The organism is Leuconostoc rapi (genome assembly GCF_016908715.1).
Lineage (GTDB): Bacteria > Bacillota > Bacilli > Lactobacillales > Lactobacillaceae > Leuconostoc > Leuconostoc rapi.
The window spans coordinates 259547-279899 of the sequence record NZ_JAFBEK010000002.1; the positions used below are offsets into that span (position 1 = coordinate 259547).

The 20353-nt window shown below is 38.6% G+C and carries 19 protein-coding genes; 16 read left to right on the plus strand and 3 right to left on the minus strand.

The genetic code is table 11. From position 1 onward, the window contains the following. Window positions 1–47 precede the first annotated feature (47 nt). The 6 genes from JOD28_RS03650 (at window position 48) to JOD28_RS03675 (ending at window position 5288) form a co-directional block, all read left to right on the plus strand. The gene (locus JOD28_RS03650; RefSeq protein ID WP_204769526.1) at window positions 48–902 is read left to right on the plus strand and encodes a metal ABC transporter solute-binding protein, Zn/Mn family; all 855 of its coding nucleotides are present in this window, start codon (window positions 48–50) and stop codon (window positions 900–902) included. Then, the gene (locus tag JOD28_RS03655; protein ID WP_204769527.1) at window positions 902–1603 is read left to right on the plus strand and encodes an ATP-binding cassette domain-containing protein; all 702 of its coding nucleotides are present in this window, start codon (window positions 902–904) and stop codon (window positions 1601–1603) included. Before JOD28_RS03650 ends, JOD28_RS03655 begins: the two co-directional genes overlap by 1 nt. Further along, window positions 1596–2387, plus strand: a complete 792-nt coding sequence (locus JOD28_RS03660) for a metal ABC transporter permease (protein WP_204769528.1) — start codon at window positions 1596–1598, stop codon at window positions 2385–2387. Before JOD28_RS03655 ends, JOD28_RS03660 begins: the two co-directional genes overlap by 8 nt. Before the next feature lie 101 nt (window positions 2388–2488). Continuing rightward, the gene (gene purR / locus JOD28_RS03665) at window positions 2489–3322 is read left to right on the plus strand and encodes a pur operon repressor (protein WP_204769529.1); all 834 of its coding nucleotides are present in this window, start codon (window positions 2489–2491) and stop codon (window positions 3320–3322) included. 5 nt (window positions 3323–3327) lie between these two features. Next, entirely contained in the window at window positions 3328–4701 is a 1374-nt protein-coding gene (gene glmU / locus JOD28_RS03670; protein ID WP_204769530.1) for a bifunctional UDP-N-acetylglucosamine diphosphorylase/glucosamine-1-phosphate N-acetyltransferase GlmU, read from the plus strand. A gap of 95 nt (window positions 4702–4796) precedes the next feature. Then, window positions 4797–5288, plus strand: coding sequence for a hypothetical protein (locus tag JOD28_RS03675; RefSeq protein WP_204769562.1), 492 nt, complete (start codon window positions 4797–4799; stop codon window positions 5286–5288). Window positions 5289–5301: 13 nt separating this feature from the next. Here JOD28_RS03675 and JOD28_RS03680 read toward each other — a convergent pair whose 3' ends face one another. Then, window positions 5302–5559, minus strand: coding sequence for a hypothetical protein (locus tag JOD28_RS03680; RefSeq protein ID WP_204769531.1), 258 nt, complete (start codon window positions 5557–5559; stop codon window positions 5302–5304). Between the two features lie 367 nt (window positions 5560–5926). Between JOD28_RS03680 and JOD28_RS03685 the strand changes: the two genes are divergently transcribed. From JOD28_RS03685 to holA, 3 genes are read left to right on the plus strand one after another with little or no spacing between them, the layout of a single operon-like run. Further along, complete coding sequence (locus JOD28_RS03685; protein ID WP_204769532.1) at window positions 5927–6571, plus strand: helix-hairpin-helix domain-containing protein; 645 nt, start codon at window positions 5927–5929, stop codon at window positions 6569–6571. Then, on the plus strand, window positions 6571–8859 hold the full coding sequence (locus JOD28_RS03690; protein WP_204769533.1) for a DNA internalization-related competence protein ComEC/Rec2: 2289 nt from the start codon (window positions 6571–6573) through the stop codon (window positions 8857–8859). The genes JOD28_RS03685 and JOD28_RS03690 overlap by 1 nt, the downstream gene beginning before the upstream one ends. Beyond that, a complete protein-coding gene (gene holA / locus JOD28_RS03695) occupies window positions 8828–9826 on the plus strand; it encodes a DNA polymerase III subunit delta (protein WP_204769534.1) in 999 nt (332 codons plus the stop codon). The genes JOD28_RS03690 and holA overlap by 32 nt, the downstream gene beginning before the upstream one ends. 54 nt (window positions 9827–9880) lie before the next feature. Here the strand turns inward: holA and rpsT are convergent, their stop codons facing one another. Both rpsT and rpsO read right to left on the minus strand, forming a co-directional pair. Further along, window positions 9881–10132 (minus strand): 30S ribosomal protein S20, encoded by a 252-nt coding sequence (gene rpsT, locus JOD28_RS03700; RefSeq protein WP_010016113.1) that lies wholly within the window; start codon window positions 10130–10132, stop codon window positions 9881–9883. A gap of 49 nt (window positions 10133–10181) precedes the next feature. Beyond that, window positions 10182–10451, minus strand: a complete 270-nt coding sequence (rpsO, locus tag JOD28_RS03705; protein ID WP_013103687.1) for a 30S ribosomal protein S15 — start codon at window positions 10449–10451, stop codon at window positions 10182–10184. A gap of 226 nt (window positions 10452–10677) precedes the next feature. On the opposite strand from rpsO, the gene gatC reads away from it, so the two are divergent. The 7 genes from gatC (at window position 10678) to uvrC (ending at window position 20242) form a co-directional block, all read left to right on the plus strand. Further along, the gene (gatC, locus tag JOD28_RS03710; RefSeq protein ID WP_204769535.1) at window positions 10678–10986 is read left to right on the plus strand and encodes an Asp-tRNA(Asn)/Glu-tRNA(Gln) amidotransferase subunit GatC; all 309 of its coding nucleotides are present in this window, start codon (window positions 10678–10680) and stop codon (window positions 10984–10986) included. A 2-nt stretch (window positions 10987–10988) separates the two neighbouring features. Next, complete coding sequence (gatA, locus tag JOD28_RS03715) at window positions 10989–12455, plus strand: Asp-tRNA(Asn)/Glu-tRNA(Gln) amidotransferase subunit GatA (protein WP_204769536.1); 1467 nt, start codon at window positions 10989–10991, stop codon at window positions 12453–12455. A gap of 95 nt (window positions 12456–12550) precedes the next feature. Then, the gene (gene gatB, locus JOD28_RS03720; RefSeq protein WP_204769537.1) at window positions 12551–13990 is read left to right on the plus strand and encodes an Asp-tRNA(Asn)/Glu-tRNA(Gln) amidotransferase subunit GatB; all 1440 of its coding nucleotides are present in this window, start codon (window positions 12551–12553) and stop codon (window positions 13988–13990) included. Window positions 13991–14100: 110 nt separating this feature from the next. Beyond that, on the plus strand, window positions 14101–15090 hold the full coding sequence (locus JOD28_RS03725; protein ID WP_204769538.1) for a diacylglycerol kinase family lipid kinase: 990 nt from the start codon (window positions 14101–14103) through the stop codon (window positions 15088–15090). 84 nt (window positions 15091–15174) lie between these two features. After that, on the plus strand, window positions 15175–16569 hold the full coding sequence (gene rlmD / locus JOD28_RS03730) for a 23S rRNA (uracil(1939)-C(5))-methyltransferase RlmD (RefSeq protein WP_204769539.1): 1395 nt from the start codon (window positions 15175–15177) through the stop codon (window positions 16567–16569). Between the two features lie 190 nt (window positions 16570–16759). Next, the gene (locus JOD28_RS03735; RefSeq protein ID WP_204769540.1) at window positions 16760–18373 is read left to right on the plus strand and encodes a CTP synthase; all 1614 of its coding nucleotides are present in this window, start codon (window positions 16760–16762) and stop codon (window positions 18371–18373) included. A 75-nt stretch (window positions 18374–18448) separates the two neighbouring features. Next, entirely contained in the window at window positions 18449–20242 is a 1794-nt protein-coding gene (gene uvrC / locus JOD28_RS03740) for an excinuclease ABC subunit UvrC (protein ID WP_204769563.1), read from the plus strand. Window positions 20243–20353: the final 111 nt, after the last annotated feature.

Below are 20353 nucleotides of genomic sequence, written 5' to 3' on the forward strand. Positions count from 1 at the left end.
TAATTGCCCTTGTTGGGCTTTTTTTGTAGTTATGAGATAATTGAGTGATGAATAAACAAAGCATATACGCAATTTTAACAATTTTACTTATTCCAGTAGGGTTATTTTTAATCTCTATAAAAATGACAGTGGAAACCAAGCAACCGCAACATACACCGGTTCAAATTGTTACGGATAATGTAGCATATCAACAAATCGCGCAAGCGGTATCTGAAAAGAGCAGTCATGTGTCACTTGTGTCTGGAAAATTAGCATCGGAACGCGACATGCGCCTTTTTAAGCATGCAGAGGTAGTCATTGTTGATAGCCATCAAAATCAGCTACTGACACAACGGCGTAATTTGAAACGACATTCTAAGGTATTAGTAGCCAGTGATGTTGTGAAGGATCAAGGCCAAACTAATTATTGGCTCAGTCCAGAAATCACTTTGAAAACAATTACGCGACTATCTGACTTGTTAAGCGACTTTGACCCGCGTAATCGTGACATGTATATTAAAAATAGTCAAAAATTAACAGCTACAACACAGAATTTGTCCCAGGGAATTAGTGATTTAAAATCTCAAAAAAATGTTCAGTATGTCGCAACTAATAATGCGCAACAAGTTTTTATGGACCAATTAAACTATGCTACCGCAGTCCCAAACCTTGAATCTGTGTCAGATGATAAGTTCAAAAAAACGATATCAGAAATTCAAAATAAACAAGTGGCGTTTGTGTTAACAGCTAGTCAAGATCAATCAACAAGAGATCAAGAATTGGTGAAACAGGCCAAAAGCGCTAAGGTACCAGTGATTACAGTTAATCAGGTTTTGCCAGCTGATCAAAAAATATGGGATTGGCAATTAGTACTTGTTAAACAACTTCAAGCTGTTTTTAACTCAGAAGAAAGCGGTAAATAATGGGAATCATCCAAACAAAAGATTTTGGTATTCGCTATGGCGAGAAAATCATATTGTCAAACGCCAACATCAATGTGCCAGAGGGACGTTTTTTTGCTGTATTAGGCGAAAATGGCGCAGGAAAGACAAGTTTTATCAAAGCACTCATTGGTCAAAATCAACAAATTAATGGGCAGATACAATTGAATACAAAAAAAGTGGGATTTGTGCCACAATTTCGCGATATTACACGTGATTATCCACTGAGTATTGCTGAATTTGTCGGTTTAAATTATAATCATGGTTGGCGATTATGGTTAAATGAACAGGAACACGCAGCTGTTTTTTCCGCGCTGAAACGGCTTGATTTGTCTGAAATGGCTGATAAACGATTGGGTTTAGCATCAGGAGGTCAAAAGCAGCGTGCTTTTGTCGCTCAAGCACTTGTGCAACAACCTGACCTATTAATACTAGATGAATCAACAGCAAGTTTAGATCACGAACACAAGGTTGCATTATTGCAAACTATCAAACAATTACAAAAAGAAGAACACTTAACGGTGTTATTTATTACACATGAATTGAAGCTAGTGTCGCAGTTTGCTGATGGCTATTTGTTTTTTGAAAATGGCCATGTGAGCCAAGGTGAAGCACATGAGTTACAGTCACTCACGACTCAGATAACACATGTTCATGAAGAGGATGAGGTACGACATGTTTAGTTATGACTTTATGCAAAACGCCTTTATGGCTGGCACTGTTGTCAGCATTGTTGCAGGCATTGTTGGGACATTTGTTGTGGCACGAAATTATGCTTTTTTAACACATAGTTTAAGTGAAATTGGTTTTGCTGGTGCAGCCTTTGGCTTGTTTGCTGGGTGGCCTGCATTGCTGGGCATGATGTTTGCTACAAGTGGGGCATCTTTAGCCATTGGTGCGCTCGAATCAGGCTATACAAAACGAGATAATGTGACAAGTGCAATTTCAGCGCTGGCTATAGGGTTAGGCATCCTGTTTTTAGCGTTAGGACATACTAGCACGACAGCAGCGACGGGTATTTTATTTGGTTCAGTTTTAGGGATTAGCCGCCAAGATTTATGGTTGTTGTTAGCATTAGCTGTGTTTGTTATCATTATTTTGCTTGTTAATTATCGCGCACTAAAGCAATTAGCATTTGACGAAGCTGGTATATTTTTGCAAAGTCGTGCACAAAAGTCAGTACGTTATATATTTTTGGTGATGATTGCATTGTCTGTTAGTATTTCATCGCAATTGGTTGGTTCGTTACTCATTTTTGTATTGGTGACGTTGCCTGCTGCCAGTGCAAAATATTATGTGACATCAACTGTGAAACTCATGGGATTGGCTATTATATTTGCACTTTTTGGTACATGGGTTGGCCTAACATTAGCTTATTTGACCAATTTACCAACAAGCTTTTTTATCGCCATGATTGAAGTTCTGATCTATTTAATTTCAGTTTGGCAATTTCAAAAAAACGCTTAAATACCGAACGTTGCTATTTTAAAAGTGTTATAATTAATGTTAAATACTAATATTTATAAAGGAGAATACGTGCTAATAAGGTTCTAGCACGTTTATATATCATGAAAACACGTCGTTCTGATCGCCTTGTCGATATGGCGCGCTACATGCTTGAGCGCCCACGCACACTGATTTCTTTGTCATATTTTGCCAAACGTTATGACTCTGCAAAATCATCTATTTCTGAGGATTTATCGATTTTAAAGCGTACGTTCCAAGAACGTGGGACAGGTTTGTTAGAAACAGTACCCGGAGCTGCTGGTGGTGCGCGCTTTGTGCCTTATATGGCTGAAGATGAAGCGAAGACTTTTATTGAAGAAATTCGTCAAGATGTTAATGATGAAACCCGAGTTTTACCTGGTGGTTATGTTTATTTATCAGATTTACTTGGACGCCCAGATATTCTGAGACAAGCAGGTCGATTGATTGCCACCCAGTATTTGCGTGACAATATTGATGCTGTTATGACAGCTGCTACTAAGGGTGTGCCTTTGGCACAGGCAGTAGCCGAACAACTCAATGTACCGTTTGTTATTGTCCGCGACGATGCCAAAGTAACTGAAGGGCCAACGGTTTCTGTGAACTATTTGACTGGATCTTCTAAACGCGTTGAAAAAATGGAACTATCTCGTCGTTCGCTACGAACAGGTTCTCGCGTATTGGTCGTTGATGATTTCATGAAGGCAGGTGGAACAATTCAGGGCATGCAAACACTTGTTAGTGAGTTTGATGGGACTGTCGTTGGGACTGCTGTATTTGCCGAAGGACGTTCTGCGACGCGGCTATTGGATCGATTTACGTCACTATTGCATGTTGATACTAATTTGAAAAATGGGGAACCTATTTTAGTAACAGCTGGTAATTATTTGCAAGAAATTTATAAACGCGAGGCATAATTTTGATGAGTAATGGGGTAAATATTTTAGTATTGGCAGCAGGAAATGGCTCTCGTATGAAGTCAAACACACCAAAAGTGTTACATAATGTTGCTGGAAAAATGATGATTGATTGGGTTTTGGACGCAGTTGAACCCTTGTCTAATCGTAAACCAATCACCGTTGTTGGTGTCGGGGCAGAACGTGTTGAAGAACATGTTGGGGCACGCTCTGAATTTGTATTGCAGTCAGAACAACTTGGCACAGGGCATGCTGTTCAACAGGCGCAAGACAAACTATCACAAAGCACGGGTGTCACATTAATTATGTCAGGGGATACACCGCTGTTTCGTCCTGAAACCTTGTTAGAATTTATAGAAGCACATGAAAAATCAAATCATGCGGTTACAGTATTAACAGCCATAGCAGATGATCCAACTGGCTATGGTCGTATCGTCCGTGCAGATGATGAGACAGTTATTAAAATTGTTGAACAAAAGGATGCTAGCATTACGGAACGTCGTATTCATGAGATTAATACCGGTGTTTACATATTTGATAATAAACTATTATTTGATTCATTAGCACAAGTCAAAAATAATAATGTACAAGGTGAGTATTATTTGCCAGATACGCTAGATATTTTACGTCAATCTGGTCAACAAATTGGTGCTCATACATTGCAAAACTTCACAGAGTCACTTGGTGTCAATGATCGTGTCGCCTTATCAGTCGCTAATCAGGTTATGCATGAACGTATTAATCATCAGTTAATGCTAGATGGTGTCGAACTCATTGATCCAACGCATACATATATTGATGCAGATGTCGTTATTGGCAGAGATACTGTGATTGAGGGTGGCGTGACGATATTGGGCCATACAATTATCGGCAGAGACAATGCTGTGACGCAAGGATCGCGTATTTCAGATAGTATCATTGGCGATGGCAATGTTATCACTGCATCCCATTTAGAAGAAACAACGCTTGCCAATGGTGTGACGGTTGGACCATACGCTCACTTAAGACCTCAAGCAAACTTGGGAGACAATGTACATGTGGGTAACTTTGTAGAAGTTAAGCAAGCAACATTGGCTGATAATACTAAGGCGGGTCACTTAACTTATATTGGCAATGCGACTGTTGGTAGTGATGTTAATATTGGTGCTGGGACAATATTTGTTAATTATGACGGTGTTCATAAATTCAACACAACCGTTGGGGATCGTGCATTTATCGGGTCAAATACCAAAATCGTAGCGCCTGTTACGATTGAAAGTGAGGCGATAACAGCAGCAGGATCAACCATTACAGAAAATGTACCGGGTCATGCGATGGCTATTGCTAGAGCGCGGCAAATTAACAAAGAGAATTTTTGGGACAACATGCCTCATAAATAATGCATTTACCGTGTCAACAGAATTTAGTGTCAGTTTTACGCCTGAGTTCCAAAGAAAAATACTGGCATACGATAAGAATTGGTGAGGATGGGGTCATGCAAATTACAGGTGAAAAGGCACTAGCTAATATTTCAGAAGAGCTGATTTACGATGATACAATCAACATTTTAGATGACGACAATGTTAATTTAGATACCTTATTTTTGGCATTAGACCAGCATGTTTCAGATGAAACGTTTATGCGTATTGCGGGAGAAATTAACGGTGGCGTTGCTGCAGGTGGGACGACACTTGCTTTAGAGACAAACGTTATTAATTTACCCTTACGATATACAAATCAATTAAAAAAATTGATTTGGCCAGAAAAAGAAGATAATGAAATCAATTTATATATGATTGTTGAAAATGCTGACGTGAGTCGGTCTAATTTAAAAATAGCGTTAGCAAGCTCGGTAACAACATATTTAGATGATGCGGATAGTGTGAAAGCCAAAATTTCACAATGGTATGATGAACAGTTGGCCCACATTGTTGACGTACAACAACTTGCTGAAAAAACTGAAGATGATAAAACAGCCAAAGCATAACGCTTTGGCTGTTTTATTCGTCGTATGTGATTTTACCTGTTACACGTGATACACTAGCACCATTTAAATAGGTGAAGTCAAGTATGTGCTGAGAAACCGTTGTTTTCACACCATCCAATTCACCTAAATCATAAGTTTCAATCACATATTTAGCAATTGCTTTCTTGGAATCAGCATTGAAATCTGGAATGTATAAGTCGGCTAGTGCACTTTGTTTAGGATTAGCTACACGTTTAATATCGTGTGTTTGTAATTGCGTTAATTTTATCATATGTTAATTATATCAGGTTATCACTGGAAATAATGTGTTATAAACTTTTGACTAATAGGTTGATATTTGGTATACTATTTATATGCGATGAGTCGAAGCGCTTGAAAAATTAGCGCCGAAGGCGGCCTGCCGTGTTTAATCACAAGTCTCGTATAGACGCAGGTGTTAATGGTGGTTGTGGAACCCCATTTTCTCACCATGACTAACAGTGCTTGCACTGCGGTGACGCGACTTTACTATTAGTGTGACAACTATTAGTCGCCCGTAGGAGCGAATCCTACATGCCAAACTAACACCTAACATATTATGTTAGGTGTTTTTTAGTGTCATGATATATTTTAACGTATCATGACATGGAGGTGTGCTCATGATAGATATACTTGATTTAATTAAAGATAGAATGATGCAGTATAAAATATGGCTAATTGTTATTGGTGTTGTATTTGTGGGTGGTGTGCTGTGTTTATATTTAAAATCGGCAAAACCGGCTTCGAATACACCTGCTATTCAGAGTGCCAATACACATCATGCCAATAGTACAGTGTCTGCAACAAGTACTGCAGTTAGTTCAGAAAGCGTTGTGATTATGGTTGACATCAAAGGAGCCGTTAAAAATCCCGGCGTTTATGATATTGCAAATTCACCTCGTGTACAAACAGCGGTAGCAAAAGCCGGTGGGATCACAAACGAAGCTGACACGGTTAAACTTAATTTAGCTCAAAAATTAACAGATGGTCAAATGATTTATGTGCCAACACGCGGTGAAGTGACAACTGATATGGCCGTTGACAATAAAGATCGTATGGCACCGAATGATTCAGAGAAGGTGAATTTAAACACGGCAACACTAACAGAATTACAAACATTAGCGGGTATTGGTGAAAAGAAAGCGGAACAAATTATTAGTTACCGAGAAGCCCATGGTGGTTTCAAAAATATTGACGAAATTAAAGAAGTTTCAGGCATTGGCGATAAACGGTTTGAGACAATACAGGATAACGTCACAATATAATGGTTAATCGTTATTTATTAATCATTAGTCTAATGATTGCGGCTATTGGAGGATGTGTTTACCGTTTAAATATTGTGACAGTTATTTTGTTAGGGGTAACAACCGTCATCTTTGGATTAAATTTTAACAAACAATGTGGTTATTTATTTGTGATGTTAGCACTACCTTTTTTATGTTATTTTGCTTACGATGCAGGGAAACTAGCACATCAGGCATCGCAAAAAGAGAATGAGGGAGCATCGGTATGTGGTGTTATTTTACCAGATGAAATCACTATTAATGGTGATCGTTTGCAAGCAAATGCGCAATTAGAAGGTAGCGGCCAAACGATCAGACTCTACGCTAAATTAGCATCGCAATCGGAAAAAAAGGCTTGGTCATCAGAAAATCGTACGCTATATTTTCAAGGTGTTGGGGATTTTTCACGCATTAGGCCACCAACAAATTTTAATCAATTTGATGCCCAAAGTTATTATGAAACGAAACACGTGACTCATCAAGTCACGATGACATCATGGACTGTTCAACAGGCAAAAGAATCAAGTTTATGGCAAAAATGTCGGTATCAATTACATATTTGGCACGCAAAAGGGATCCATAACACGGAAACTTTACCACAGCCGTTAAGTGATTATGCGCAGGCATTGATTCTAGGAACAACACCGCAATCATTATACGGCAATAATCCAGGTGTTCAAACTTTAGGGTTGATTCATCTATTTAGTGTTTCTGGTTTTCACGTATCTTATGTATTGATGTTATTAATGGCAATTTTACGTCGATTATATGTCCCCAAAGAGGTGTCAGCAATCGTTGGGACCATCGTTTTACTGATGTATTTTGTATTTGCTGGTGAGCCAGCGGTACTTGTGCGCGCTTTGATTGCCGGGTTAATCATGATGACGCGCTTAGCTGGTTGTCGTCGTGTACCTGCGGAAAGTGTTTGGGCTGTTAGCTTGTTGGGTAGTTTGATATATGAACCAGGGATCTTATTATCTTTGGGTGGACAACTATCTTTTGCACTGACATTTTGTTTAATGTTTGTTAAAAAAATAAATTTTTGGCAAATTAACTTATTACTTAGTGCAGTCAGTTTACCATTAATTGTTAGTCAACAATATACGTGGCACGTGCTACAAACAGTGACTAATTTTGCGGCAATACCGCTATTTAGTATGATCATTGTGCCTTGTGTCATGATTGGATTTATAGGTCAATTATTGCCAACCGTCATGCATATGATGAATGCTGTGATTAAATTATTTGCGCAAACAGTAGATGGCATAGCAACTTTGCCCGGACAAATAGTGATTGGGCATATGCCTTGGTTTTCTGTTATTTTACTATTTATGCTGTCCCTTCTCTTGTTTGTACGACAAAAACGTGTTGCGCAGTTTGCAAGATTAAGTTGGGCAGGGTTATTAATATTGACCATGGTTTGGACACATTTTCCATTATATGGTGAAATAGCGACATTTGATATTGGTCAAGGGGATGCAGCTTTAATTCGAGAACCATTTAATCGAACGGTCACACTCATTGATACTGGCGGTAAATTAACATTTGGTGCACAACAACCTTGGCAAGTACAGTCTTTTCAGCGTACAAGTGGGGAAACGGTTATTATAAACTATTTACATAGCCGCGGTATCAATCATATTGATAATTTGGTTTTAACGCATCATGATTATGATCATATTGGCGATGCAAAAGTTATTCTGCAAAAAATGAAAGTGACACGTCTTGTGATGCCTGCTGGCATGATCAACCAACCAGCGTTTAATCGAGAAATTAAACCTTATTTAAGAAAAACAGTCATTGTTGAAGTCACGCAAGGTATATCAGTACCTGATTTGCCATTTCAGGTGTTACATCCTTTTCAAACTGGTCAAGCTGGCAATGAAGATTCTGTGGCACTCTATGGTCAATTTGGTAGACAAACTTTTTTTACATCAGGTGATTTGGATCAATCAGGAGAAGCAGCTATTGCAGCCCAGTATCCAACTTTGAAGGTTGATATTTTGAAATTAGGACATCATGGCTCTAAAACGTCTACTCATCCTGATGTTATAAAACAGTGGCAACCCCGTGTCGGCATTGTTTCTGCAGGGCGTAACAATAGGTATCATCACCCACATGCGGAAACGTTAAAAACAATACAAGATTCTCATATGACACTGTTTAATACACAAACAAATGGTATGATAAGATATATTTATACAAAGCAAAAAGGTCATTTTGAGGTAAAGTTAGCACATGAACTTGCAGCAACTACAACAGCAAATTAAAAATCAAGCACTGGCTAATTTTTATGTGATTTTTGGTGAAGAAGAAGCGTTGATTCAGCGAGCACAATCCGAATTTAAACAACTTATCCAACCCATTGATCGTGATATGAATTATGCACAATTTGATTTATCAATACAAAGTTTAGATGATGTCATCAATGATGCCATGTCCATTCCATTTTTTGGCGAAAGGCGCGTTGTTGTTGTCCAAAACCCGGACTTTTTGACGGCAAAAGGTAAAGTTTCAGATTTAGATCAGGCACAATTTTTACAATTATTAGAAAAGCCAGTGTCAGAAAATATCGTGGCTTTTTTTATTAATGACTTAAAAATTGATAAGCGTAAAAAGATAACGAAAATGCTATTAAAGTATGCTGAAAGTGTTGATCTACCTGCGCTAAATGAGCGGCAAGCGCAGCAAGCCATTTCAAAGGAACTAGAAGCCCGTGCTTATCGTATTGATCAAGATGCACTACAGGAATTAACACTCAGAACAAATGCACATTATACAACGATGCAAAATGAGTTACCCAAGCTAATAGCTGAGGCGACTCATACGAAGCATATACAATTAAAAGCAGTGACCGCGCTTGTTCCAAAAACGTTAACCGCCAATGTTTTTGATTTAGTGGATGCTGTTATGACACATCAAATTAAAAATGCATTGACGATATATCGTGATTTATTACAGAATGGCGAACCTGCGTTACGTGTCAATGCGGTATTAACCGGACAGTTTCGATTATTATTACAGATTGCGGGATTAAAAGGTACGGAACAAGATATGAGTAAACAACTTGGCATACATCCGTACCGTGTCAAACTTGCACGACAAATGTTAAAAAAATATGCACTTGGTTCATTACGGTCTCGTTATTTAGGCATGATTGCGATTGAAATTAAATTGAAATCATCTAATCAAGAGCCTGAATTGTTGTTTGAACGGTTTATCTTAAAAAACAAATAATTAGGACAAAATAAAAACGGCTTGGATAGTTTCCAAGTCGTTTTTTATTGAATGTTACTTAACGTACTTAGCCAAACGTGACTTTTCACGTGAAGCTTTGTTCTTCTTAATCAAACCCTTTGAGTAGGCGTGATCAATTGCAGAAGAAGCAGTCTTGTATAATTCTGCTAAATTGTCTTCACCAGCAGCTGAAGCTTTTTCAAAACGCTTAACAGCTGTACGGTAAGCACTGAGTTGTGGTTCGTTACGATCATGTTGCTTTTTCGTAAGACGAACACGTTGAATTGCTGATTCAATAACAGGCATATGTCTTTTCTCCTTAAATTTGATACGAGGTTTTCATGTAATCCTAAGATTAACGACGCAAACCTAAGCGTTGGATCAATTCACGATAACGTTGAATATCAGTATTACGGAGGTAACGTAGTAAGTTACGACGGCTACCGATCTTCTTCATCAAACCACGTTGTGAGTGAAAATCATGCTTGTGAGCTGCCATGTGTGTGTTCAACTCGTTAATATCAGCAGTTAAAACTGCGATTTGTACTTCAGCTGAACCTGTATCGCCTTCGTGGCGGGCATATTCCGTGATGATTTCGTTCTTACGTTCTTGTGTAAGGGCCATAATCATATCCACCTTTCTAAAATGTCGCCAAAGACTGTGTGAAGCGACGGTGAGACGCTAAACAAAGTAATTGGTCATGTTGTTTATACAACAAATTTAATTATACGCGAATATTACTAAAATGCAAGCGTAGACAAGGATAGAGTTATGGTAAAATGAATAAGTATATATGAAGTGTTCGTTGAACGAGTCAATGACCAACAAACACACTTAAAGGAGTAAGTAAATGTCTGAAACAACGATTTCAAAAGAAGAAGTTGCGCATGTTGCCGGTTTAGCAAAATTAGCGTTTAATGAAACTGAACTAGAGCAGTTCACCACGCAATTAGATAGTATTTTGACTATTTTTGATACATTGGGTGAAGTTGATACGGAGCAGGTTGAACCAACCTATTCTGTCACCGAAAATGTCAATCATTTACGTCAAGATGTTGCAGATAATTGGCATCAAAAGCAGGCGTTATTAGAAAATGCGCCACTTGAAGCGGCAGATTTGATTAAGGTACCAGCAATATTAGATGGTGAGGGAGAATAATCATGACAATTAATTTTTTTGATAATGACTTGACTTCTTTACATAATAAATTAATAAATAAAGAGTTAACGGCTACTGAACTAACACAAGCGACATTAGATAATGTTGCGCATACTGATGAACAATTAAATGCTTTTATTTCAACTAACCCAGAAGAAGCGCTGCTACAGGCTAAAAAAATAGACGATGCACATGATTTTTCTGATATTTTAACTGGTTTGCCAGTCGGCTTAAAAGATAATTTGGCAACAAATGGTATTCAAACGACTGGTGCTTCGCGTATTTTAGAAGGCTTCAAACCTGTTTATGATGCGACAGTGGTTAGCAAATTAAACACTGCAGGCGCAGTTTCCGTTGGTAAAACAAACATGGATGAATTTGCCATGGGTGGCTCAACAGAAACATCTTACTACAAAAAAACAACCAACGCATGGGATGCGACTAAGGTGCCTGGTGGCTCATCAGGTGGTTCAGCAGCAGCTGTGGCAGGTGGACTGGTGCCATTTGCGCTGGGTTCAGATACAGGTGGTTCAATACGTCAACCTGCTGCTTTTAATGGGATTGTTGGGTTGAAACCTACTTACGGCCGTGTATCTCGTTGGGGCTTGTTTGCGATGGCCTCATCCTTGGATCAAGTGGGGCCATTCACACGTACTGTGAAAGATAATGCCTTGGTTTTAAATACCATTGCTGGTTTTGACGAAAAAGATTCAACATCTGCTGACCGGGATGTACCAGATTTCACAGCCAAACTAACAGGTAATGTAAAGGGCTTAAAGATTGCTGTGCCTAAAGAATATTTTGGTGAAGGTATTGATCCCAAGGTAGCTAGCACTGTTAAAGCCGCCATTGCACAACTTGAGGCACTAGGTGCGACGGTTGACGAAGTTAGTTTGCCACATACGAAATATGGTGTTGCCGCTTATTATATTATTATGTCTTCAGAAGCATCTTCTAACTTACAAAGATATGACGGTGTCCGTTATGGCTTCCGAGCAGATGATGTTCAAAACTTAGAGGATTTATACGTTAAAACACGCTCTGAAGGTTTTGGGGATGAAGTTAAGCGCCGGATCATGCTTGGCACATTTTCACTGTCTGCAGGGGCGTATGATGCTTTCTTTAAAAAAGCAGCCAAAATTAGAACCTTGTTAATCGAAGATTTTAATCGTGTTTTTGCTGATTATGATGTCATTGTTGGACCAACAGCGCCAACGGTTGCTTATGGCATAGGTGAAGAAATTGACGACCCCACGGCGATGTATTTAGCTGATGCGTTAACAATTCCAGTTAACCTAGCTGGTTTGCCTGGCTTGTCTGTTAATGCCGGATTTGTAGATGGTTTGCCAGTTGGGTTACAGATTATTGGTAAACCATTTGACGAAGCAACTGTTTATCAAACAGGCTATGCTTTTGAACAAGCGAGTCGCTTATTTGAACAGTTACCAAAAATTGCTAAAAAATATTAAGCTAAGAGGGAGGAAACGCGTGAGGTAATTGATTATTGGATAACAGGTTTGTTATTTAATAATTATGATCTATGATTGACTTACGCTCTAAAATTATGGCAACAGGAAATTTTGAAACAACGATTGGTCTTGAAGTCCACGTTGAAATGCAGACAAACTCTAAGCTTATGTCACCTTCACCAGTGCATTACGGTGATAAGCCTAATGAAAATACGAATGTGATTGATTTTGGTTACCCGGGTGTTTTACCAGTAGCTAACAAAGGTGCATTAGAATATGGTATGCGTGCTGCGCTTGCTTTGAATGCCACGATTTCACCGTTTATCCGTTGGGATCGTAAAAACTATTTTTATCCTGATAATCCTAAAGCTTATCAAACAACACAATCACAAACACCGCTTGGTAAAAATGGTTATTTGGATGTGACATTGGCTGATGGGACAACAAAACGCATCAGAATTAAAGAACTGCACGTTGAAGAAGATGCTGGTAAGAATACGCATGGCACCGATGGTTATTCTTATGTTGATTTGAATCGTCAAGGCACACCATTAATTGAAATCGTGTCTGAACCAGACATTGCGTCACCTGATGAAGCTTATGCTTATTTGGAACAATTACGACAAGCAATTTTGTTTACGGGTATCTCAGAAGCGAAAATGCAAGAAGGTCAGATGCGCGCCGATGTCAATATCTCAATTCGACCATACGGCTCATCTGAATATGGCACTAAGGTTGAAATGAAGAACATTAACTCGTTTAACTATGTGCGTAATGCCTTAATTTTTGAAGAGAAACGTCAAGCGGAAGTACTGCGTTCTGGTGGTATTATTCAGCAAGAAACGCGACGCTACAATGAACCAACAAAGTCAACGATATTGATGCGTGTTAAAGAGGGTGCGGATGATTATCGTTATTTCCCAGAACCTGATTTGGCACCTGTTGTTATTGATCAAAATTGGATTGATAAAGTTGCGGACGAACTACCAAAATCGGCAGGTGATCGTCAAACAAGTTATGTGTCAACCTTAGGTATTGAACGTTATGATGCTGAAGTATTAACACAAACACTCGCTATGTCTGATTTTTATGACGCGACTGTTGCTGCAGGTGCAGATGCAAAGCGCGCGGCAAACTATTTAATTGGTGATGTGAACGCATTTATGAATAAACATCAAGTTGAGTTGCAAGAGACACAATTGACACCAGAACATTTAGCTGGCATGATTAAATTAATTGAATCTGGTACGATTTCAACGAAACAAGCCAAACAAGTCTTTGAAGCAATCATGGCTGGTGAAGAACCAGAAGCCTTTGCTAAAAAGAACGGGTTAGTACAAATTAGTGATCCAGAGGTTTTGTTAACGTGGATTACTGAAGTATTGGATAATAATCCACAATCAATTGAAGATTTTAAAGGCGGTAAGGACCGTGCAACAGGCTATTTGATTGGGCAACTTATGAAAATGTCAAAGGGTCAGGCAAATCCTGGTGTGATGAACAAGTTATTATTAGCTGAATTGGCTAAACGTTGATTTTCAAGCAGGCATTTGCCTGTGTACATAATTTTTAGGAAAGGATCGTGTGGCACGGCAACGTGCTTTGTAGTAATTATTTTTAAGCTATTATTACGCCACACTTTAACATGAGAGCACGAATTATATACAATCCGACATCGGGTCGTGAGGCCATTAAACGTGAAATGTTGGATATTTTGCGTGTGTATGAGCAAGCTGGTTATGAAACATCAGCTTTTGCGACAACACCTGAGCCAATGTCAGCAGCTAAAGAAGCCAAGCGCGCAGCGGAAGCAGGATTTGATTTAATTGTTGCGGCTGGTGGTGACGGCACAATTAATGAAGTCGTTAATGGGCTAGCACCACTGGCAAAGCGGCCAATGATGGCGGTTATTCCAGCTGGTACGACAAATGATTACGCCCGTGCTTTAAAATTACCACGTGATGAACCTTTAGAATCAGCCAAAATCATTTTTCAGCATGAAACAATTAAAATGGATATTGGTAAAATAGATCAGTCAGGCGATACGAAATACTTTATGAACATTGCAGCACTTGGTACGATCAGTGAGGTGACATACGCTGTACCGTCATTGATGAAGTCGTTATATGGTTATCTGGCGTATCTTGTTAAGGGCGCAGAATTAATTACGCGGATCAAGCCAGTTAATGCTAAGGTAACTTATGATGATGGCGAGTATTCTGGGAAAATATCAATGATCTTTTTAGCCTTAACGAATTCAGTTGGTGGTTTTGAATCAATTGTGCCTGATGCTAAATTGGATGATGGTAAATTCACACTATTAATTATTAAAGAATCTAACTTGGCTCAAATTTTACAAATAGTGGCTCAAATGTTAAATGGTGGGAAGCATATTGATAATGCTCACATGATTTACAAAAAGACCAACAAAGTTGAAATTACGCCACTAGATGATGACCAGCTAAAGGTCAATTTAGATGGTGAATATGGTGGTGATGCACCAATGCTGTTTACAGATTTACAACAACATATTGAGTTTGTGGCTAACCGTTCTGGTATGCCAGAAGCAGCGACAATTTCTGACCAAACTAAACAAAAGTTTGTAGCCGACGTCGAAAAACTCGACGTTAAATAAAGTTGACAGTGGGTGTCGAAAAACCCAAGAAAAGGAGACGTGTTGAAGAATTGATTTTTATTAAATCTTTGACACTAAAACATCATGGCAAAAGCTAATCGTGTTTACAAAACAGCAGTTCCAGTAACAAAGAACCAAGAAATTGAGGGTGAAGTGATTGACATCACTTATCAAGGTATGGGTGTTGTCAAAATTGATAATTTTCCTATTTTTGTCATTGACGCTATTCCTGGTGAAGTGATTAAAGTCGGGATAACCAAGGTACTTAAAAACTATGCATTTGGACGCGTCGTATCACGTATTCAAGAATCTGAAAACCGTGCAGAGCATGTGGATAAAGTCGCCATTACAACGGGAATTGCACCACTAGCAAATCTTAAATATGACGCACAGCTAGCATTTAAACAACATCAAATTGAACAGATGTTTAAAAAGGTTAATGTATCCGTTGAAGTTAAACCAACAATTGGCATGGCCGATCCAACCAAATACCGTAATAAGGCACAAGTGCCAGTTCAATTGATTAATGGTCGATTAGAAACTGGTTTTTATCGTCGTGGTTCACACAAATTGGTGCCAGTCGAAGATTTTTATATTCAAGACCCTAAAGTTGATGAAGCAGTAACAGTAACACGTGATATTTTACGTGATTTGGGCCTTTCAGCTTATGATGAAGAAACAAACAAAGGTGTTGTGCGACACATCATGGCCCGCAGAGGTTATTATTCACATGAATTGATGGTTGTTATTATCACAAACACAAAAAGGTTGCCTGAAGAACAAGAGATTGCGACACGTTTGCAGGCAAAACTACCCGAATTGAAGAGTTTTATCCACAATATTAATAATCATGATACTAACGTGATTATGGGGCAATGGAACGAAACTATTTGGGGCGCAGATGAAATCCACGATCAACTGATGGGAAAAGATTTTGTCATCGGACCCAACTCATTTTATCAAGTTAACCCACAAACAACAGCAACATTGTACACGTTAGCTGCTGAAAAAGCTGGGCTAAAGAAAACAGACACAGTTGTTGATGCGTATTCTGGTATTGGTACAATTACGTTGTCAATTGCTGATAAAGTTAAGAAAATTTATGGTGTTGAAGTTGTTGAAGGTGCAGTTGAAGACGCCGAAAAGAATGCTAAAAATAATCATATTGATAATGTTGAATTTGTAACGGCTGATGCACCAGAGCAGATGGTTAAGTGGGCCGAAGATGGCTTGAAACCAAATGTTGTGTTCGTTGATCCACCACGTAAGGGATTAACAGCTGAATTGATTTCTGCTGTTAGTGCTATGAAACCAGAAACGTTTGTTTATATTAGTTGTAACCCAGCAACATTAGCACGTGATGCAGTTCAAATTTTGGCAGAAGGGTTTGAAATTGATGGGGCAGTGCAACCTCTTGATCAATTCCCACAAACCACACATGTGGAAAGTATTACAGTCTTTAAACGTGTAGCAAAGTAAATCGCTATTAATTTGTTAAAATTAGTTATAAATATTTGACAAAAATAGGTTAACTCTGTATTATATATTAGGGCTCCCATTTAATGGGACAGACGTTAAAAGCTCCCAAGTTCATCTTGGGAGCTTTTCTATTTTAATTTTTCCCCTGAAACTTTGCGAGCGCGGCTGCGCTGAATCATAAGGAGGCATTATGTCAGATAAGCAAGTCAAATATATTTTCGTTACCGGTGGCGTTGTGTCGTCTTTGGGAAAAGGTATTGTGGCAGCATCATTAGGCCGTTTATTGAAGAACCGCGGTTTAAAGCTTGCCATTCAAAAGTTGGATCCCTATATTAACATTGACCCAGGAACAATGTCACCGTACCAACATGGTGAAACTTTCGTTACTGGTGATGGGCTTGAAACTGATTTGGATATGGGACATTATGAGCGTTTCATAGATATTAATACAAATATGTATTCTAATGTGACAACTGGACGTATTTATTCTGAAGTGCTTGCTAAAGAGCGTCGGGGTGATTATAACGGTGGTACAGTACAAGTTATTCCACACATTACTGATGCCATTAAAGATAAAATGAAAAAAGCAGCACAGTCAACAGATGCTGATGTTGTCATTGTTGAAGTTGGTGGCACTGTGGGTGATATTGAAAGCTTGCCATTTATCGAAGCTTTGCGTCAAATGAAATCTGATCTTGGCAGTGATAATGTTTTCTACATTCATACTAGTCTAATTGTTTACCTAACAGCGGCTGGCGAAGCAAAGACGAAGCCAACTCAGCATTCAGTGGCGCAATTACGTTCTCTTGGTATTCAACCAGATATGATTGTGTTGAGAACATCTGCACCATTGGAAGAAAGCTTAATCAAAAAGATTTCAACATTTACAGATGTAGATGCTAAAGCAGTGATTGAGTCTCGAGATGTTGAAACATTGTACGATATTCCTTTGAACTTGCAAAAACAAGGCATGGATGATGTCGTATTAAATAAATTAAATATTGATGCACCAAAAGCTGATATGGTTGATTGGTCAACAATGGTTGAAAAAATTAAACATCCAAAAAAGACAGTGAATATTACATTAGTTGGTAAGTATACTGATTTACCAGATGCTTATATTTCTGTTAACGAAGCACTTAAGCATGCGGGTTATGCTCAAGAAGCTGATGTTGTCATTAAGCACATTAAATCTGAAAAAGTCACGGCGGAAAATGTTGAGACATTACTTTCTGGTTCAAATGGTATTATGATTCCTGGTGGCTTTGGAGAACGTGGTACAGAAGGCAAAATTGAGGCAATTCGTTATGCTCGCGAAACAAACACACCATTCCTAGGTGTATGCTTGGGTATGCAATTAGCTTCAGTTGAATTTGCACGACACGTTTTGGGCTATGCAGATGCTAATTCAACTGAATTAAATCCTGAGACGACGACACCAATTATTGATTTGATGAAAGATCAAGCAGACGTTGAAAACCTTGGTGGTACTTTACGTTTGGGTCTTTATCCGGCAGTACTAACACCTAACACAGTAACAGCTAAGGCATATGACAATGTAGCAGAAATTCAACAACGGCACCGTCATCGTTATGAATTTAACACAGCCTATCGTGAAGAATTCGAAGCAGCCGGTATGGTATTTTCAGCCACATCACCAGACAATCGTTTGATGGAAGTCATTGAATATCCGAAAAATGATTTCTTTGTTGCTGCGCAATATCATCCGGAATTCTTATCTCGTCCAGAGCGTCCAGAAGGACTATATCGTGAGTTCATTGGCGCCGCTTTGAAGCAACAATAGTAATATGGTAATGACACGCGAACGCGTGTTTTTATTTTAGAACAAAATACTTGCATGGCTTGGTATAATAGAATTATGTTAGCAAATCCTTCAAAACACATTGAACAAAAACTCGCGTTGCTGCCTGCAGAACCTGGGTCATATCAAATGAAAGACAGAAACGGTAAAATTATTTATGTTGGTAAAGCCAAAAATTTAAAAAACCGTGTGCGATCTTATTTTAAACAAGATCATGATGGTAAGACGGCGGAATTAGTAGGAAATATTGTTGATTTTGATTTTATTGTGACAAATTCTGATAAAGAAGCTTTTTTGTTAGAAAATGAATTAATTAAAAAATACAAACCTTATTACAATATTCGCTTAAAATATGGGACCGGCTACCCTTACATCAAAATAACCAAAGAGCGTAATCCTAAAATGGCTTTGGTTAATGAAGTTAAAAAGGATGGCGGCTTTTATTTTGGACCTTACCCAAACGTCTATGCCGCACAAGAAACATTGCGCTTTTTAGAAAAAAATTACCCACTAAGACGTTGTAATGGGTATCAAGGTCGCCCATGTCTCTACTATAATATGGGGCAGTGTTTGGGCGCTTGTTGGCAAGATGTTTCTGTGGCAAAATATGATGAACAAATTAGCCGTATCAAGCATTTCTTAGATGGCAACACGGCCTCTGTCAAGAAAGTAATTGCTGAAAAAATGCAAGTAGCAGCGTCAACATTAGAGTTTGAACGTGCCGCTGATTTGAGAGACCAGTTAAAATACATTGACGAAACTGTTGAAAGCCAACGTGTTTTGTCGAAAGATACAACACCAAGAGATTTGTTTAATTATTACTTAGATAAAGGCTGGATGACGATTGAAGTTTTCTTTTTAAGACAGGCACGTTTAATTCGGCAATTTAAACAAACTTTTTCAGTTGTTGGTTCAGAAGATGAAGAAGTCATTAATTTTATTCAACAATTTTATTCGCAACGCAACATTCAAAAACCACATGAAGTTCTTGTGCCCAAGGGCATTAATACTGCTGCGCTGGCAGAAATATTAGAAGTACCTGTGCGCATACCTGTGCGCGGGGAAAAACGTGATTTACTTGATTTAGCGAAAAAAAATGCCCGCATTGCTTTGGAAGAAAAATTTAGGCTGATGCAGCTGAATGAAAAGAAAACAACAGGCGCGATGCGAGAAATCACAGAATCTTTGCATATTCCAATGGGCCATCGCATTGAGGCATTTGATCATTCACACACACAAGGCGTTGAAATCGTTAGTGCCATGGTAGTTTTTGATGATGGCGTGCCAAATAAAGACTTGTATCGTAAATATAAAATCAAGTCGGTGACACATGCGGATGAATGGTCAGAGACACAAGAAGTGATTCGGCGACGTTACTCACGTATTTTAAAAGAAGGTGGGGATATGCCAGACCTCATTTTAATGGATGGTGGCGAAATCCAGTTACATGCAGCCAAAGAAGTATTGGTAGATGAATTAGGTTTAACCCATGTTCCCATTGCTGCTATGGTTAAAAATGATAAGCATAAAACTGCTGATTTAATTGATGGTAAAACTGGCGATGTGGTGGTTTTAGATAAACAATCAGAAGGTTTCTTCTTAATTCAACGGGTACAAGAAGAAGTACATCGGTTTGCTATTAATTTTCATCGGCAATTGCGTAGCAAAAATTCGTTAGCATCTCGATTAGATACGATTGATGGTGTCGGTCCAAAGACGCGGCAAAAATTACTACGAGAATTTGGATCGTTACCTAAAATTGCAGCTGCATCGGTTACTGAGTTACAAGCTATTGGTATCAATGAAAAATTAGCACGTGTGATTCATATGAGTTTAAAAGTTGGTGGCTAAGGGTGTTTATTTTGCTTAATATCGTTTAAAAGTTACTGACTAGCAATATTGCTCGCATGATATCGTATAGTATGTTAAACTAGAGTATTAATCATCGCAAGCTCACCTGTG

Coding starts and splice junctions, on each gene's coding strand:
- JOD28_RS03650 (WP_204769526.1), top strand. CDS start 48: ATGAATAAACAAAGCATATACGCAATTTTAACAATTTTACTTATTCCA.
- JOD28_RS03655 (WP_204769527.1), top strand. CDS start 902: ATGGGAATCATCCAAACAAAAGATTTTGGTATTCGCTATGGCGAGAAA.
- JOD28_RS03660 (WP_204769528.1), top strand. CDS start 1,596: ATGTTTAGTTATGACTTTATGCAAAACGCCTTTATGGCTGGCACTGTT.
- purR (WP_204769529.1), top strand. CDS start 2,489: ATGAAAACACGTCGTTCTGATCGCCTTGTCGATATGGCGCGCTACATG.
- glmU (WP_204769530.1), top strand. CDS start 3,328: ATGAGTAATGGGGTAAATATTTTAGTATTGGCAGCAGGAAATGGCTCT.
- JOD28_RS03675 (WP_204769562.1), top strand. CDS start 4,797: ATGCAAATTACAGGTGAAAAGGCACTAGCTAATATTTCAGAAGAGCTG.
- JOD28_RS03680 (WP_204769531.1), bottom strand. CDS start 5,559: ATGATAAAATTAACGCAATTACAAACACACGATATTAAACGTGTAGCT.
- JOD28_RS03685 (WP_204769532.1), top strand. CDS start 5,927: ATGATAGATATACTTGATTTAATTAAAGATAGAATGATGCAGTATAAA.
- JOD28_RS03690 (WP_204769533.1), top strand. CDS start 6,571: ATGGTTAATCGTTATTTATTAATCATTAGTCTAATGATTGCGGCTATT.
- holA (WP_204769534.1), top strand. CDS start 8,828: ATGAACTTGCAGCAACTACAACAGCAAATTAAAAATCAAGCACTGGCT.
- rpsT (WP_010016113.1), bottom strand. CDS start 10,132: ATGCCTGTTATTGAATCAGCAATTCAACGTGTTCGTCTTACGAAAAAG.
- rpsO (WP_013103687.1), bottom strand. CDS start 10,451: ATGGCCCTTACACAAGAACGTAAGAACGAAATCATCACGGAATATGCC.
- gatC (WP_204769535.1), top strand. CDS start 10,678: ATGTCTGAAACAACGATTTCAAAAGAAGAAGTTGCGCATGTTGCCGGT.
- gatA (WP_204769536.1), top strand. CDS start 10,989: ATGACAATTAATTTTTTTGATAATGACTTGACTTCTTTACATAATAAA.
- gatB (WP_204769537.1), top strand. CDS start 12,551: ATGGCAACAGGAAATTTTGAAACAACGATTGGTCTTGAAGTCCACGTT.
- JOD28_RS03725 (WP_204769538.1), top strand. CDS start 14,101: ATGAGAGCACGAATTATATACAATCCGACATCGGGTCGTGAGGCCATT.
- rlmD (WP_204769539.1), top strand. CDS start 15,175: ATGGCAAAAGCTAATCGTGTTTACAAAACAGCAGTTCCAGTAACAAAG.
- JOD28_RS03735 (WP_204769540.1), top strand. CDS start 16,760: ATGTCAGATAAGCAAGTCAAATATATTTTCGTTACCGGTGGCGTTGTG.
- uvrC (WP_204769563.1), top strand. CDS start 18,449: ATGTTAGCAAATCCTTCAAAACACATTGAACAAAAACTCGCGTTGCTG.